Origin of the sequence: Acinetobacter sp. PFS20 (genome assembly GCF_052261015.1) — a bacterium.
Lineage (GTDB): Bacteria > Pseudomonadota > Gammaproteobacteria > Pseudomonadales > Moraxellaceae > Acinetobacter.
In genome coordinates this window covers 1,768,051-1,784,720 of the sequence record NZ_JBPVZE010000001.1, presented here as the reverse complement: position 1 = coordinate 1,784,720, position 16,670 = coordinate 1,768,051, and the positions used below count along the sequence as shown (strand labels likewise).

Genomic DNA, 16,670 nt, shown 5'->3' with positions numbered 1-16,670 from the left:
TAATTCAAGTTTCAACTTAGGCTTAAATAACGAGCACTTTAAAATGTCTTGATAAAATCTCCTGCCAATTTATGCTAACGTATCTGTGTTTATTTTGGCTTGATGTCTGTTTCTATGTCCGTACATTTTTTACATACTTCTGACTGGCATTTGGGGCAGTTTTTTTATAATCATTCACGCCACTACGAACACCAACAATTTTTAAGCTGGTTGCTCACTCAAATTCAAGAAAAACAACCGCATGCTCTGCTCATTGCCGGCGATATTTTTGATGTCATTAACCCGGGCTCTCAAGCACAAAAACAACTTTACCAATTTTTAGCAGATGCGCATCGTATTGCGCCGCACATGCAAACACTCATGATTGCCGGTAATCACGACTCAGGCTACCGTATTGAACAGGTCGAGCCACTATTAGAAAAATATAATGCAAAAACCGTGGGCGTGGTTCGCTGGAATGAGGATAAAACTTTAGATCTCGATCGACTACTTTTACCTATTTATAATCAAAATCAGGATATTGTGGCGTGGTGCCTTGCCCTACCTTTTTTACGCTCAGCCGAAATTACAGGCTTTAATGAACATACCACCAATAGTAAAAATGCGATTGCCTATTTGCACCAGCAGCTTATTGCCGAAGCCAAACGTCGTAAAACGCCAGACCAAGCTCTGATTTTGATGTCGCATGCCCACATGCAAGGTGGGGAAACCTCCGACTCTGAACGCCCAATTATTATTGGTAACGAAGAGGCACTTTCAACAACTTTATTTGAAGATGCTGTCGATTATGTCGCTTTAGGGCACTTACATAAACCACAAAAAGTAGGCCAGCCGCACATTCGTTATAGTGGCTCACCCATTCCGCTGTCTTTTAGTGAAATTAACTATAAGCACCAAGTGGTTGAGGTCAAAATTGACCACACTCAAGAGGCAGACAGCCGTTTGCAATTTGAAGCTGTCGAAATTCCACGTTGCATACAATTGCACCGCATTCGTGGTGAGTTAAATGAAGTGCTACAACAACTTAAAGCCTTGCCTCATGGTGTGATTGAAAATATTGACCACCGTGAATATGTCGATATTGAATATTATAGCTTAACACCGCCACAGCCTAATCTACGTCAGCAGTTTGAAGCGGCCCTACCACCTGACCGCTATCGTTTAGTACGTATTTCACGTCAATATGTGAATAAAGACGCTACCGACTCAAATACCACTCAGCAAATCGCTCTTGAACCACCAACACCAGAAAAGTTATTTCAGAATATTTGGGAAAAACAAGGTTACAGCGCCGATGATGCGGTCTTAAAAGATTTTCTGAGTCTGGTACAAGAAGCACAAAAAAATCTTGAAAATGACGCAACCCCTTAAGGATATGTCATGAAAATTTTATCCATTCGAATAAAAAATCTGGCATCTCTTTCTGATGAACACTTTATTGATTTTGAAAGCGCGCCCCTCGCCCATGCTGGTCTCATTGCGATTGTGGGGAAAACGGGTGCAGGCAAGTCGACCATTTTAGATGCGATGTGTCTGGCTTTGTTTAATCGGGTTCCTCGCCTTAAAGACAGCGATGGTAAATTAAAAGATGTTGATGGTTCAGAGCTACTCACCAACTCACCTTTGACTGTCCTACGCCGTGGTACAGGACATGGTTTTGCTGAGCTTTGCTTTATCGCACAAGATCAAAAACGTTATTTGGCACGCTGGGAAATTAAACGTGCACGTGAAAACCCAAATGGCAAATTACAAAGTGTGCAGCGCCATTTAAAATGCTTAACCGATGGTGTCGTACTTGCCGACAAAGCCAAAGCGGTTGATGAAAAAGTTAAACAAATTACCCAGCTTTCTTTTGAACAATTTACGCGTGCCGTATTACTTGCTCAGTCAGAAGTGACCGCATTTTTAAAAGCACGAGACAGCGAACGTGGTGAGTTACTCGAGTACCTAACCAACTCCAGCATTTTTGCCAAAATTGGTGAACTGGCTTTTCGTAAAACAGCAGATATTGCAAAGCAGCGTAAACAGCTTGAAGAGTTCTTAGGTCACATTGAAATTTTGTCTGATGAAGATATTGCTGCATTTACCGAGCAATATCAGCAAGCTGAACAAAATCATCAACAGTTAGAACAACAAAAAAATGTCTTAGACAAACAGCAACAATGGTTTGAGCGCAAAGCGAAACTTGAGCAAGAAGTTCAAGCTAAAGAGCAACAGTTTCAAACCCAGCAAAACCATCATCAGCAACTTACGCCTGAACGTGAGCAATTAAAACGACTTGAAGTTTTCTCTGAAATACGCCAGCAGGTTTTTCAACAATCTCAAAATTTACAAACGCTACAACAACTTGAGCCGCAAATTCAGCAAGCACAAACCAAGTTTAATGAGTTGGTGCAAGTGTTCGAAACGGGTCAAAAACAATATCAACTTGCAGAACAACAGCTCAAACAAACCCTCGATTTTGAGCAACAGCATCAACAAGCTTTAAATCAAGTTCGACAGTCCATTCAAGAACGTGCTTTTATTGCCGATGAATATAAAAAGTGCAAAGAAAAGAAAAATGTATTTGAACAAAAACTCGGTCCATTGCAACAGCAGCAAGATACGGTGCAGCAGCATATTGCACAGCTTGAGCAAAGCAAAACTCATCTACAACAGCAGCTTACCCAGACTCAGCAATACGCTGTATTAGACAAAGGCCTCTCAGCACATATACATCAGCTCGGGCAATTTATTCAAAACTATGAAGCGATTGAACAACAGCTTGGCAATCCTACCCTTACCCGCCAAAAGGTAGCGGAAGCTAAAAGTGAACTCGAACAACTGACAGCTTCACTCGGCACAGTTGAACAAATTGAGTTAAAGCTTGAACAGCAACGTAAAGACAAAGAACAAAAGCTTGCTCAAATCACTCAGCTAGATCTGACTCAACAGAAAGTTAAAATTTATCATGAGTTATATGCTGAGCTTCAGCAATTCACTGAAAAACAAACTCAAGTCTTAGCGCAAGAGCAGGAGCTTAAAACTCTTTGCCAGTCGACTGAGCAAGATTACCAAACAGCAAAAAATGAGCGTGAAAAGTTACAGCACATCTTGCAACAGCAGCGTTTATTACATACTGAAAATATTGAGCAGTTACGAGCCAATCTTAAAGAAGGCGATGCGTGTTTAGTATGCGGAAGTACACATCACCCCTATCGTGTTGATGACAGTACTGTCTCTAAAGCTTTATTCGATTTGCAGCAACAACAAGAGCAGCAAGCTGTTGCATTAGAGCAAACTAAATTTAATACATGGCAAACCCAGCAACATGCACTTACCCAGTGCCGTGCTGAGCTTGAGCAAGTTCACAAATATCTAGCTCAACTTCAAACAAAGCAATCAAGCTTGCAGCAAGAGCTTAAGCAAACGTTTAAGCTCAATCAATTACATATTGAACTTAATCAAGCTCCTGGGCAGATCTTGCAAACGCTGAACGAACTCAGACAAGCCGCGCAAACTGCTATCAGTTCATTTGACTCAGAAAACTTGCGTTTAGTCCAAGCGATTAAACAGCACAATCAGCTCGTTCAGTCTATTCAACGTAATGAAAGTTTGCTTAATACAGCACAACAATGGCAACAACAAGTTCAACATATTGTTGAGTGCTTGTCTGAAACAGAACAGCATGCATGGCAGCAGTCGAGTAGCCAAACGGCTAAGCGGACTTGGACTATTCTTGATGCACGCGCTAAGCAGCTTGAGCAACAAGAACAGCTTTCACAGCGTTTCGAGCAGCAACAACAAGAATTTAAAATGTTAGCTGCCAATCTTGAGCAAATGACCAAGCAAATTGATGAGGTCGATCAAAATCTCCGAGAGATTACGCTTAAAGGCCAACAAAATAATGAAAAAGCGGTGTCACTCATTCAGCAAATGACTGGCCGTGCCGATATTAAACCGCACGATTGGTTAATTGAACACGATGCTAAACGTCAGCAGCAACAAACGGCGTATCATGAAGCTAAACAACGTTTCGAACAAACCAGACACCACTTTGAGCAGCAAAAACAATCGCTTGATCAGCTCAAGCATCAACATCAACACACCTCGCAACATCAGCAACAGATTGATGAGCAAATTCAAAACTGGTTAAAGGCTCACGCTGATTTTCAGGTAACTGATCTTACGGCGCTCATGCAAATCAATTCCGCCCAAGAGCAAGATATTCGTAATCGTCTTAATCATGCCGAACGTTTATTAAGTGAAGCTTCTTCTGCACTTAAGACCATGCAAGAGCAATTAAGCGAGCACTTACAAACTCAGCCAGATATTGAATATGAAAAGCTTGTTAGTCTCATTCAAGACAATATTGCAGAGCTCAAAGCACAGCTTGAAGTACGTGATCGACTGAAGCTTAAGCTTGAAGTACATCAGCAAAACCTTGCGAAGCAGCAACAATACGCTGAGCAAATTCAAAATATTCAGCAAGAAGAGCATCGTTGGAGCAAAATTTCAGGTCTGATTGGGGATGCTAAAGGTAAAGAGTTTCGTGACTATGCCCAGCAATATCACCTAGATATTTTAGTTGAACATGCCAATCAGCAACTGGCGATGCTTTCTCAACGCTATACGCTAAAACGCCTAGATCAGTCTTTAAGCCTTGCGATTATTGACCACGATATGGATGGGGAAACCCGCTCCGTTGCATCTTTATCTGGCGGTGAGTCGTTCTTAACTGCCCTTGCCTTGTCTTTAGCCATTGCCAATATGGCCTCGGGTTCAATGAAAATTGAATCGCTGTTTATTGATGAAGGTTTTGGCACTTTAGATGCCTCATCTTTGCATATGGTTATGAATGCTTTAGATCAATTGCAAAATCAGGGTCGTCAGGTCATTCTCATTTCACACATTCAAGAAATGCACGAGCGTATTCCTGTACAAATTCAGGTGAAACCTCTTGGTGCGGGTGCAAGTACGATTGAAGTTGTAGGCTAATTTATTAGGATTTCATATCTTAGACTTGATTGAATCTTATATAACAAAGGGGCGTATGGTCTACGCCCCTTTTTCTTGTATGGTCTTGTACTAATTTTTTATTTTTAAAACATCAAAAAATTAATTCACGCAGAGTACGACGATTGCGAAGCCAATACAGTACATACCGAACAAATGCCAGCGCCCATGTTCTAACCATGAAGACAACCATTTTAGCGCTAAAAGACCAGCACCAAAGCTAAAGCACATGCCCAATAAGCTTGGAACCATCGAATGGAACACTTGTCCATGCGCCACGGTTTGTAAACCTTGAGCGTGAATTAAACGATATAACTCTTTTAAAATTACTGCTGGTGTTAGTACCACAGCCAGTGCAAAACTGAACTCTTCAGCCTTTTGGCGCGATACACCTAAAAATAAACCTGTAGAGATCGTTGCACCAGAACGTGAAAAGCCACGGAAAGGTAAACATAAAGCCTGCACCGCCCCAATAATAGAAGCACTACGCAAACTGATTTCACCTTGTTGTCCGCGGTCTAAGCGCGAAGATAAAATAATCAGAACACCTGCCGAAATTAACGCAGCTGCCATAAGTTTTGAGTTACTAAACAAATGCTCAATTTCGAAACTGCTCGCTCCACCAAAGAACACATGTTTAATCAGAGATTGAAGCGCTAAGCCAAGCACACCTGTAATTAGGGTTGCCAAAATAATATAGAAGGCTTGTTTTTTAAAACTTTCCCAAGAAGAAAAATAGGTTTTTTTCCAAGATTTCCAAAAGTAAACGATCACTGCAAACATCGTACCCGTATGTAACATCACAAGTAAGAAAGTCATATCAGGTGCAGATGGATCATACCCCATTAACTTTTCAGCTAAGATAACGTGTGCGGAACTAGAAACTGGCAATAATTCAGCAAAACCCTGAATGATCGCCAGAATAAAAACATGCAATAAATCCATACATTACACACTCAAATATTAAAATATCTGGGTTATAAGCTAGGAAAATTAAATTTAAATTAACAAATTACAGTTACCCGACAAAACGTTGAGCTAAATTGTAAAAGTCATTTTTTCTCAACTGTATCACGCTTTCCAAATAAAGCCGTTCCTACACGTACCATGGTTGAACCTGCGGCAATCGCAGCGTCTAAATCACCTGACATTCCCATGCTTAATGTGTCCCAATGTTCTGGGTGGGTATGTTTTGCTTTCACCGCATCAAACAAGGCTTTAGCATCTGCAAAAGCGGCTGTGTTATCTGGCGCTGGAATCACCATCAAGCCACGTAATTTAATTTTTGCTAACTGGCTAATTTGAGCAACCAACTCAGCAACCTCATCTGGTGCACAACCATCTTTACTGTCTTGCCCATCAATATTTACTTGCAAACAAATATTCAAGTCAAATTGATCTTGAAGTCTTTGATTAGATAATCGCTCAGCAATAATCAAACGATCTACACCATGCACCCAATCAAATTTTTCAGCCAAATGTTTAGTCTTATTGCGCTGAACATGACCAATAAAATGCCATTCAATTTCTAAATCGTGTAAAGCTTCAATTTTTTCTAAAGCTTCCTGTAAATAGTTTTCACCAAATGCTCTTTGCCCTGCTGCATACATTTCACGCAAACTTTCACTCGGATGTGTTTTTGATACGGCTAAAAGTTGCACAGTTTCAGGCGAACGCTGAGCATGTTCACAAGCACGTTGGATTTTCTGTAATACGTGCTGCCGCGCATCTTGCAGGTAATTCATTGACAAGGTTCTCATTTTCAAAAAACTTTTTTGCTTTTCACCTAAAGCGAGGTGTTGGTAAGCCTCGGTGAAAGCCGTATATTATTCTACAAAATAATGACATATTTTGATTTACTTGGGGAAATTATGGATATTACAGAGCTACTCGCCTTCTCTGTGAAAAATGGCGCGTCCGATTTACATTTATCTGCTGGCATGCCACCGATGATTCGCGTTGATGGTGAAGTCCGTCGCATTAACTTACCGGCTCTAGATCATAAAGATGTTCACCGTCTGGTCTATGACATCATGAATGATAAACAACGCAGAGACTACGAAGAAAAGCTTGAAACCGACTTTTCTTTTGAAGTGCCAAATGTTGCTCGTTTCCGTGTTAACGCATTTAACCAAAACCGCGGTGCTGGTGCAGTATTTCGTACCATTCCATCTAAAGTACTTACTATGGAAGATTTAGGCTTAGGTCAAATCTTTAAAGATATTTGCGACTATCCACGTGGGATTGTACTCGTTACAGGTCCAACAGGTTCGGGTAAATCTACGACGCTTGCAGCGATGATGGACTATATTAACGAAAATCGCTATGACCATATTTTAACGGTTGAAGACCCTATCGAATTTGTACACCAATCGAAGAAATGTTTGATTAACCAGCGTGAAGTACATCGTGATACACATGGCTTTAACGAAGCACTTCGTTCAGCACTGCGTGAAGACCCCGATATTATTTTGGTCGGTGAGATGCGTGACCTTGAAACCATTCGTTTAGCACTTACCGCTGCCGAAACGGGTCACTTGGTATTTGGTACGCTCCATACGACTTCTGCTGCAAAAACGATTGACCGTGTGATTGACGTATTCCCTGCCGAAGAAAAAGACATGGTTCGCGCCATGTTGTCAGAATCTTTACAGGCTGTTATTTCGCAAACCCTACTTAAAAAGAACGGCGGAGGGCGTGTCGCAGCACATGAAATCATGATTGGTATTCCTGCCATTCGTAACTTAATTCGTGAAAACAAAGTCGCCCAAATGTATTCATCAATTCAGACTGGGGCAAATCATGGCATGACGACACTCGACCAAAGCTTAAAAGGTTTAGTTTCTCGTGGAGTGATTAGTCCACAAACGGCTCGTACTGCTGCAAAACAGCCTGAATCATTCCTATAAAAATAATTAGAGAATAAATATGGATTTTAATGACTTACTCAACCTCATGGTTGAAAAAAAATCATCCGATCTTTTTATTACCGATGGCGTTGCGCCATCGATGAAGATTAACGGACAAATTGTTCCAATTTCAAAAAATAGTCTTTCAGGCGATGTTATTGGTCAACTCTTACATTCCATCATGAGCGAAAAGCAACGCAAAGAATTTGCGGACACTCGTGAATGTAACTTTGCCATTATGAACCGTGATAAAACTGCCCGCTTTCGTGTGAGTGCTTTTCAGCAGCGTGACATGCCAGGCATTGTACTACGTCGAATTGAAACTAAAATTCCTTCAATTGATGACTTGCAGTTACCACCTGTTCTTAAAGATTTATCAATGACCAAACGCGGCATAATTATTTTTGTTGGTGCGACAGGTACAGGTAAATCGACGTCTTTGGCTTCAATGATTAGCTATCGGAACCACAACACTAAAGGTCATATCATTACCATTGAAGACCCAATCGAGTTTATTCACGAACATGCGGGCTGCATCATTACCCAACGTGAAGTCGGAATCGATACCGACTCATTTGAAATTGCCTTAAAAAATACTTTGCGACAAGCACCAGATGTCATCTTGATTGGTGAGATTCGATCTCGTGAAGTAATGGACTACGCGATTGGCTTTGCTGAAACAGGTCACCTTGTATTGGCCACAATGCACGCCAACAACGCTAACCAAGCACTCGACCGTATTATTCACTTCTTTGAAAGTGACCGCCACAGTCAGCTCTACATGGACTTATCTCTTAACTTAAAGGCCATGATTGCTCAGCAACTTATTCCAACGCCTGATGGCAAATCTCGCCGCGCCGCAATTGAAATTTTAATTAACTCACCATTAATTTCAGATTACATTCGTAAAGGTGAAATTCATGAAATTAAAGATTTAATGAAACGCTCACGTGAACTTGGTATGCAAACCTTCGACCAAGCATTGTTTGATCTCTATAAAGCAGGCCAAATTACCTACAAAGATGCATTAAAACATGCCGACTCACCAAATGATTTACGTTTGACGATTAAGCTTGCTGAAGAAGGACCTGATCAAATTGCAGGCACAAATCAGCATTTAACTTTCGACCGACAGTAATTTCCTCATAAAAAAAGGAAGGTTAAACGTAACCTTCCTTTTTTATTTGTTTTCTTTGTGTGAAAACGATTATTTCTTGCGCAGAACTTCCTGACATTCAGGTTCGTTACAGTAACCGTAGAGGTTTAATGAGTGACCCGTTAAGGTAAACCCATGTTGGTCTGCTACAGCATGCTGTTCCTTCTCGATAACATCATTAGTAAATTCAATAACTTTGTTGCAATTATGGCAAACCAAATGATCGTGATGATCTTCTTGCATAATTTCGAAAACAGAATGATTATTTTCGAAATGATGACGCTGAATGATACCTGCAGCTTCAAATTGTGTTAACACACGGTAAACTGTCGCAAGGCCGACATCTTCCCCTTGTTCTAACAAAGTCTTGTAAATATCTTCAGCACTAAGATGATGTTGCTTTGAATTTTCTAATAATTCCAAAATCTTAATTCGTGGAAGGGTAACTTTAAGTCCAGCTTTGCGCAAATCTTGATTGGAAATAGGCATGAAAAAAGGTCTCTCAACAAATCTCAAGTTGGAATAGGCAATAGAATTTAGATGAAGTATGATCTATCCTTTGATCAAATGCATCATAATTTATTGGGATAGTGTAGCAAAATGCAAAAACTCGTGCTGACGTTATTAGTCACTTCACTCCTTGCTGGTTGTTCAATCTTTGGTGTATATAAGGTTGATATTCCTCAAGGGACTCCTTTGACCAAAGCTCAGGCCTCTCAAGTACAAGTCGGCATGAATTTCCAGCAAGTGCGTTTTTTGCTTGGTAGTCCAACTGTGACTGATCCCCTCAATCCTCAGCGTTGGGACTACATTTACAACTATATCCCGGGAACTTATGCTAAAAAGGCAAAAATCCCCGCAGCACATGGTCAGCATTTAAAAATTTACTTTGATGGCACTGGCACAGTAACTAAAATTGAAGGTTTAGAAACTATTCCAGAATCGCAACCAGGTTTACCTGCTTCTAAAGAAGCGATTTTAACTGCCCCACCACTATAATCGTTTTTTCTAATAAAAATAAACCCCTCAAGTGAAATACTTCGAGGGGTTTTATTTATGGGGCTTATTGCTTTAAGCGATTACTTTTAATATATCGCCCCACAGGATTTTTCTCGGCGCGGTTACGGCGTATATCCTTAGGATTAATGGTTAAAGGCCGATAGACCTCTATTCTATCACCGGCTTGAAGTACTGCATCAGCTTCTACTTTTGCACCAAATATGCCAAGTTGTAATGGCTCAGGCAAACTTACCTGTATCTGCAACCCACTCGCTTCAACTGCTTGTAATGCTGTCATTCCAGCTTCAAATGGAACAGCAACTAAAAACTGTTGCTCTGGGGCTGCAAAAGCAACCCACACTTGCTGAGCTTTTTCCATCAGATAATTTGTCCAACTACCGCAATCATGGCTATTATAATTGAAAGCGGTAAAACAATACGTACCGCAATACGCCACAAGTTATAGAACAACTCATTGCTAAAATTCATTGATTTACGCAAGTGGCTAATTTTCATAATCCAACCAGCAAAAATTGCATAGATCAAGCAAATGAGTAATCCCCAAAGCATCAAAATCAACGTAAAGATGCCGTGAAGTTCAGGCACAGCCCAAACTGCAATTGCTACAACAATAATCACCCATTGTAAAACGTACATCAGTTGACGTTGAGCAAGCTGTTCTTTAGCAAGTTGAATAAACAGAGCTGTTGTCATTACCGCAGTAAAAATCCAGGTAAAAACAGGAAGCTGTGCTTGAAGAGAAAAGAAACCAAACGCAACGACAGCAATTAACTGAGCTAACCAGATTGGAAGTACAGTTCGGGTAGCGCCTTCTTGAGAGTGAATTACAGACAAGCTATTTTGCCAGTAAAGTCCTAAGCCTAAACCACTCGCAACAAGAGCAAGTACAGTTGCATTACCCCACTCTTTAAACTCAACATTTGTCCAATGCCAAGGCTGTAAAGTCGTTCCCATCGTATTAGCTAAAACAATAGAAGCGATTACACCGACTGTCATTAACACAATTAAAATCTGACGTGGAATAAAAGATAAAATTAAAGCCGCAACTGCAAGACCAGCAAAAACAATTTGCCCAGAAACGCTATTATTGAGCTGTACTGTCAGTAAATTGCCAGCAGTACTCAGTACATTCCCGGCTAAAAATGGAATAAAAATAACTGCAAGCCAACCAGCCAAACGCCATTTTGGTGAACTATCTGCTTCACGAGTTAAACTCGATAAAGCATTTAAAGCAGTAGTCTTCGACCGTTTTGCTAAGGCAATTTCTAAATAACAAACTGGCAGAGCCAATAACAGCATTGTGCCCAACCACAATAACCAGAAATCGATTTGACGATCAATCTGGATCCCCATAGCGGGTGCCAATGTCGCCATAATGATGAAAGACAAGCAAAACGCCATCAGGGGCGATAACCATCGTGACATAGGTATGTCCTGCATTATGCATTCCTTGAAAAAGACTATAGATATTTTGCCCGTCTCATGCCTGAAAATCAAAGCTTGCTCAATAAAAAAAGCAAACTACCGAAACGATAGTTTGCTGCGCTAACTAAAATTATAAGTTTTGTTATTCAAGTTATGCGAAAAACCGAGCAAACCAGTTTTTCCCTTTCTTCTTTTCTTTTTCTCTAATAATCCCCATCATATTTTCTTTTACTGCCCCGACATAATCAGCATCATCATGTTGAATATGGTTAATTAACCATTTTGCTAAAATTTCTTGTAGCTCTTTTTCAACAGTATGTCCCATTTCAAAACGCTCACGATATAACTCTATTTTTTTAATAAACAAGTCATGTACACGTTTATGTGGTACACGATATTTATAATCGGCTTCCTCTTGTAAACTTTCTTCAAAAGTAAAATGTGATTGCGTATAATCAATAATATTATCTAAAACATCTTTAATTCGACGTCTATCTTCATCATCCTTTACATCATCAATTTCATTAATATAATCAAGTATTCGTTTATGTTGCTCATCAATAACATCAATACCCGTATTATATACTGAAGCCCATTTCATTTTCATACATCTCCCCAATGATGTTCGATGACTGTTGCATAAACCTCATGATATATTTAAAGAATATAAATAAAAACAAAGCTATTTTGTCGGGTTTATCTTATAAAAATCACAATCAACATAAATTACTGTTTTTATTTATTTTTATAAACTTAACCAACTAAAATAATAAAGTATTTTTTAAACAAAATACTTTGTTATTAAATGTCTAATATATATAAATATCTCTACTTATAAATTTAAAATATACTTTATATTAATATTGATCTGCACGAGTAATACGCTTAAGTTCAGGATTTTCCAGCTCACGTTTTAATCTTTCTACATGAGTAATTGCTTTTTTAATTGGTTCACCATGTTGAAATAAAATCATTTCACCCGGTTGATAAGCTGTCCAGTTTTCATTATGTGTTAAAGGTTCAGTTGTTATTACCGCTACACGATCTTCAGGGGTTGTTACCTGACTAAAATCGACTTCAATATCTAGATCAATTAAATGAGCGTGATTAAATGGATATTCTCGAACCAACCAATGTAATTTAGTAATCGCATAACTAAATAATGCCTTGCCATTCGATAAGCAATAATTAAATGTACCGTACTCAGCAATTTGTGGCGAAATTTTTTCTAATACTTCAAAGATTTGCTTAAGGCTGGGTTCTTCATAGCCAAAAGCTTCAACGAGTTGATCGAGCAAATAACAAAATGCGCGTTCACTGTCTGTATTCCCCACCGGCGAAAAACGTCCACTCAGTGGTGGATCAAAGTCATGTAAATCACCATTATGGGCAAAAATCCAATGACGCCCCCACAACTCTCGAATAAAGGGATGAGAGTTTTCTAAAGTGATTTTACCTTGAGTCGCTTTACGAATATGCGCGATCACATTACGTGATTTAATAGGATAATTACGGATAAGATCGGCAATTGGAGATTCAACTGCCGACTGGTTATCGACAAATAAACGGCAAGCCTTGTCTTCAAAAAATGCGATACCAAATCCATCACTATGATCTGAGGTAATTCCTGCACGCTGCGAAAAACCACGGAAAGAAAAAGTAATATCCGTTGGTGTTGCACAATTCATTCCTAATAGTTGGCACATATCGCTTTTAAACTACTTCTAATTACCCCATCTGCTCTATTGTGCATGAGAGTAAAATGGCTTGCAAATCTCAATATGTGCTGGCTATTAGAAAATAGAACATATGATTAACGCTGACCCATTTTATTCATGACAAATGAAGTTGCCACTTTATTCACTTCCAGAAATACAAAATAATCTAGACAGTTAAATTCTTCATCAAAAAACGCCTGTTTCGATAGTTTTGATTGCATGCTCAAATACATTTGGAAAAGTTTCGGCATACGTTCATCTTGTGGAAAGCTAAACTCAGGATATTCAGGTTCGTAGATTTTTTTCGAACGAATATCAATGGTTTTACTTTCAGATAATTGCTGAATCTGGCGATGCGTGTAGTACGCTCTAGCCAAATTATCTTGCAAATGAATACTGACACAGCCCATCAAATATTTAGCGCGCATTGACCATAACACTTTCGGTGCAAGGTTCAACCACAGTGTCGATAATGCTTTACCATTACGAAAGCGTGGATGAACACAGGTACGCCCTATTTCTAATACATTAGGAAGATGTGATAACTGAGGAACAATATCAAACTCATGTGCGCTGTAGCTTTGTGCAATCTCATGACCTTGAAATAGTTTTAGACGCGTATATGCGACAATCTCTCCAGTCCACTTTTCACGCAAGACCGCATGTTCACAACCAAAATCGTAAATATCTTGGTCTAAGTTATCTTCAAACTTGATTCCGAATTGTTGGCTAAATTGTTGTGCACGAAACCGTTGTACATCTTGTAATTCTTTTAAATTATCAACCCATTCAAAACGAAATTGCGTCTGATTTATTGCTTTATGACGATTTAAAGGTAAAGTCCAGGTTTGGCGATATTGATTAAATTTTTCCAGCATAATGAACGCTCCTAGTGACACCCCTTACACTAGTCAAAGCTCATGACAAAAAAATGACCAAACTAAAGTGGTATAAAAAAAGACCACCTAGAGTGATCTTTTTATTGAGAATAACGAATTTCTTAAGCTGTTTTAGTGCGATTAGAAATGAGTGTTCCAACCCCATGATCAGTGAAGATTTCAAGCAATGTTGCATGTGGTACGCGACCATCAACAATATGTGCGCTCACAACACCACCTTTAACAGCATCAAGTGCACAGCCTACTTTAGGAATCATACCGCCATAGATCACGCCTGTTTCAATGAGGCGATCAACTTCTTGCGTAGTAAGGCCAGTTAATAGATTTTTATTTTCATCAAGCACACCACTAATATTCGTAAGCAAAATTAACTTTTCAGCGCCTAGTGCTTCTGCAACCTTACCTGCAACTAAATCAGCATTAATATTATAAGTATTGCCTTCTTCATCTACGCCTAATGGCGCAATCACTGGAATAAAGTCACTTTGAGTGAACATCTCCAATACATCGGTTTTAACGCCAGTGACTTCCCCAACCATACCCAAGTCGATATGTTTGATTGAACCGTCTTCTTCTTGCTTTTCCATAAGTAATTTACGGGCACGAAGTAAATTACCATCTTTACCTGTTAAACCAATTGCGCGGCCACCATGTTTATTAATCAGGTTAACAATTGATTTATTTACGCTACCACCTAATACCATTTCAACCACTTCCATGGTTGCAGCATCAGTTACACGCATACCGTCAATACGGTCAGACTCGCGGCCTAACTGCTTTAAAAATGAGTCTACTTGTGGTCCACCACCGTGAACAACAATCGGATTTAACCCGACAGTTTTAAGTAAAACGATGTCTCGAGCAAATGAACTTTCGAGCTCCGGATCAGTCATCGCGTTGCCACCGTATTTCACCACCAGCGTTTTACCAGTAAAACGTTGAATATACGGCAAAGCTTCAATCAAGATTTTTGCTTTGTCGACACCGATATGCTGATGTTGGGGCATTACGCCTCTCCTTACTTAGGCCTCTGAAAGTTCTTGTGCAATTTGCGGATAGTGCTCTTGCAACATATCTACAAATTTTTGCTGGATTTCCTTTAATCGTAAAGGATTATCTGCATCAAATCTTACTGTAAAATATTCACCAGTATTTGATGCTCGAATAATGCCAAAACCATCATCAAAATCAAGACGTACGCCATCGATTTTACTGATACGGGCACCTAAACGATGACTTAAAATTTCAATATCTTGTAATACATACTTTGGATCAGACTGATATGTACCAATATAAGTATCTTCTGTACAACATCTTTCTGGATAAGGAGCAAATAATTCAGAAATTGTTGTCGCACTCGATTGAGTAAAATATTCCATTACACGTAATGCAGCATATAGACCGTCGTCGTATCCGAAACCACGCCCATCATTAAAAACGTAGTGGCCTGCATATTCTCCACCAAAAATGGCGCGTCCATTTGACTGAGATAAATAAGCTCTTAAGAAGCTACTTCCCGTGCGGATCATTTTTGCTTTTCCACCGAGTTTTTCGACCGTTTTTTGAACCATGCGTGAACATTTCACATCAAAAACAATTTCTTGCTCGGGGTGTTGTTCTAAGCACATTTGTGCAAAAAGTGATAACAAACGGTCTGCTGTCAATATCTGGGCTTTTTCATCGACTAAAACGACACGGTCTCCATCACCATCCAGAGCAATGCCAATATCTGCCTGCTGCTCAACCACTGCTTTACGCAAATGAGTTAAATGAGCTGCATGCGAAGGGTCTGGTGCATGATCTGGAAACTCGCCATTCGGATGGGTTCGTAAAGCAATGACTTCACAGCCCATTTTTTCCAATATTAATTTTGAGCAGTGTCCAGCAGAGCCATGTAAACCATCTAAAATAACTTTTAAAGGACGTTTTAATTGAATATCTTTAAAAATAACTTGCTGATATTTCTGGCAAAATTCAGCTTTAAATTGAGGTAATGTTAACTCAAGTACAGAAATAGAATGAGCTGGTACATAATTTTGAGCTTCGTCACCCACCTGCTGAATCATTTCAGGAGACGGCGGTTCACCTTTTAAAATCCACTTAATACCATTATCCGATTTTGGATTATGGCTTGCAGTCACCATAATGCCATTGCCACCAAAATCTCTCGCAATGTAATACATCATTGGTGATGAACAACAGCCAATGTTGGTAACGCTTAAACCTTGTTCTATTAAAATTTCTTCAATTAATTGTGCATAGGCTGGACTTGTGAGACGGGCATCGTAGCCAATCACTAATTGAGTTTGTTCTGCTTGTTTGTATTGGTGTGCCAATCCGTAGGCAATCGAACGAACAACGTCCGCGGTTAAGTAAGAAAGTTTGCCTCTAATATCGTAAGCACGAAAAATACTTTTTGGAAATGAGTGTCTTACATTCATAGCGTATCTTCTATTTAAAGATCAATCCGATCTATCGCAAAAACATAGATTATTCAAAATTTTTGAAAGGTTTGTTTGCTAAAAAAGTTAAAAGAATATGAGTAAAG

15 protein-coding genes are annotated in these 16,670 nt (G+C 39.5%); 5 read left to right on the top strand and 10 right to left on the bottom strand.

Features of this window, described 5'->3' with window-relative positions:
* Positions 1-102: 102 nt before the first annotated feature.
* Entirely contained in the window at positions 103-1,371 is a 1,269-nt protein-coding gene (locus ACS125_RS08465) for an exonuclease SbcCD subunit D (RefSeq protein ID WP_443271497.1), read from the top strand.
* 9 nt (positions 1,372-1,380) lie between these two features.
* Positions 1,381-4,977: an AAA family ATPase gene (locus ACS125_RS08460; RefSeq protein WP_443271495.1), complete on the top strand. Its 3,597-nt coding sequence runs from the start codon at positions 1,381-1,383 to the stop codon at positions 4,975-4,977.
* A gap of 120 nt (positions 4,978-5,097) precedes the next feature.
* Here ACS125_RS08460 and ACS125_RS08455 read toward each other — a convergent pair whose 3' ends face one another.
* Together ACS125_RS08455 and ACS125_RS08450 are read right to left on the bottom strand one after the other, a co-directional pair.
* Positions 5,098-5,940 (bottom strand): undecaprenyl-diphosphate phosphatase, encoded by an 843-nt coding sequence (locus ACS125_RS08455; RefSeq protein WP_443271493.1) that lies wholly within the window; start codon positions 5,938-5,940, stop codon positions 5,098-5,100.
* 107 nt (positions 5,941-6,047) lie between these two features.
* Positions 6,048-6,740: a YggS family pyridoxal phosphate-dependent enzyme gene (locus ACS125_RS08450; protein ID WP_443271491.1), complete on the bottom strand. Its 693-nt coding sequence runs from the start codon at positions 6,738-6,740 to the stop codon at positions 6,048-6,050.
* 126 nt (positions 6,741-6,866) lie between these two features.
* Between ACS125_RS08450 and ACS125_RS08445 the strand changes: the two genes are divergently transcribed.
* Both ACS125_RS08445 and ACS125_RS08440 read left to right on the top strand, forming a co-directional pair.
* On the top strand, positions 6,867-7,904 hold the full coding sequence (locus ACS125_RS08445) for a type IV pilus twitching motility protein PilT (protein WP_003653239.1): 1,038 nt from the start codon (positions 6,867-6,869) through the stop codon (positions 7,902-7,904).
* 19 nt (positions 7,905-7,923) lie between these two features.
* Entirely contained in the window at positions 7,924-9,042 is a 1,119-nt protein-coding gene (locus ACS125_RS08440) for a PilT/PilU family type 4a pilus ATPase (RefSeq protein WP_443271489.1), read from the top strand.
* Positions 9,043-9,111: 69 nt separating this feature from the next.
* Here the strand turns inward: ACS125_RS08440 and fur are convergent, their stop codons facing one another.
* Positions 9,112-9,549, bottom strand: a complete 438-nt coding sequence (fur, locus tag ACS125_RS08435) for a ferric iron uptake transcriptional regulator (protein ID WP_004794120.1) — start codon at positions 9,547-9,549, stop codon at positions 9,112-9,114.
* Positions 9,550-9,660: 111 nt separating this feature from the next.
* On the opposite strand from fur, the gene ACS125_RS08430 reads away from it, so the two are divergent.
* Positions 9,661-10,059 carry an outer membrane protein assembly factor BamE gene (locus ACS125_RS08430; protein ID WP_003653245.1) on the top strand — a complete coding sequence of 133 codons (399 nt, stop codon included), beginning with the start codon at positions 9,661-9,663 and terminating at the stop codon, positions 10,057-10,059.
* A 64-nt stretch (positions 10,060-10,123) separates the two neighbouring features.
* Here ACS125_RS08430 and ACS125_RS08425 read toward each other — a convergent pair whose 3' ends face one another.
* From ACS125_RS08425 to ACS125_RS08395, 7 genes are all read right to left on the bottom strand, one after another.
* The gene (locus tag ACS125_RS08425) at positions 10,124-10,438 is read right to left on the bottom strand and encodes an RnfH family protein (RefSeq protein ID WP_443271486.1); all 315 of its coding nucleotides are present in this window, start codon (positions 10,436-10,438) and stop codon (positions 10,124-10,126) included.
* Positions 10,438-11,505 (bottom strand): hypothetical protein, encoded by a 1,068-nt coding sequence (locus ACS125_RS08420; protein ID WP_353157919.1) that lies wholly within the window; start codon positions 11,503-11,505, stop codon positions 10,438-10,440. The genes ACS125_RS08425 and ACS125_RS08420 overlap by 1 nt, the downstream gene beginning before the upstream one ends.
* Before the next feature lie 151 nt (positions 11,506-11,656).
* Entirely contained in the window at positions 11,657-12,112 is a 456-nt protein-coding gene (locus ACS125_RS08415; RefSeq protein ID WP_034596359.1) for a bacteriohemerythrin, read from the bottom strand.
* Between the two features lie 250 nt (positions 12,113-12,362).
* Positions 12,363-13,211, bottom strand: coding sequence for a class II glutamine amidotransferase (locus ACS125_RS08410; RefSeq protein ID WP_443271484.1), 849 nt, complete (start codon positions 13,209-13,211; stop codon positions 12,363-12,365).
* Positions 13,212-13,318: 107 nt separating this feature from the next.
* Entirely contained in the window at positions 13,319-14,101 is a 783-nt protein-coding gene (locus ACS125_RS08405) for a GNAT family N-acetyltransferase (RefSeq protein WP_174765392.1), read from the bottom strand.
* 122 nt (positions 14,102-14,223) lie between these two features.
* Positions 14,224-15,129 (bottom strand): acetylglutamate kinase, encoded by a 906-nt coding sequence (gene argB / locus ACS125_RS08400; protein ID WP_002121716.1) that lies wholly within the window; start codon positions 15,127-15,129, stop codon positions 14,224-14,226.
* A gap of 15 nt (positions 15,130-15,144) precedes the next feature.
* Positions 15,145-16,563, bottom strand: a complete 1,419-nt coding sequence (locus tag ACS125_RS08395) for a phosphomannomutase/phosphoglucomutase (protein ID WP_443271481.1) — start codon at positions 16,561-16,563, stop codon at positions 15,145-15,147.
* Positions 16,564-16,670: the final 107 nt, after the last annotated feature.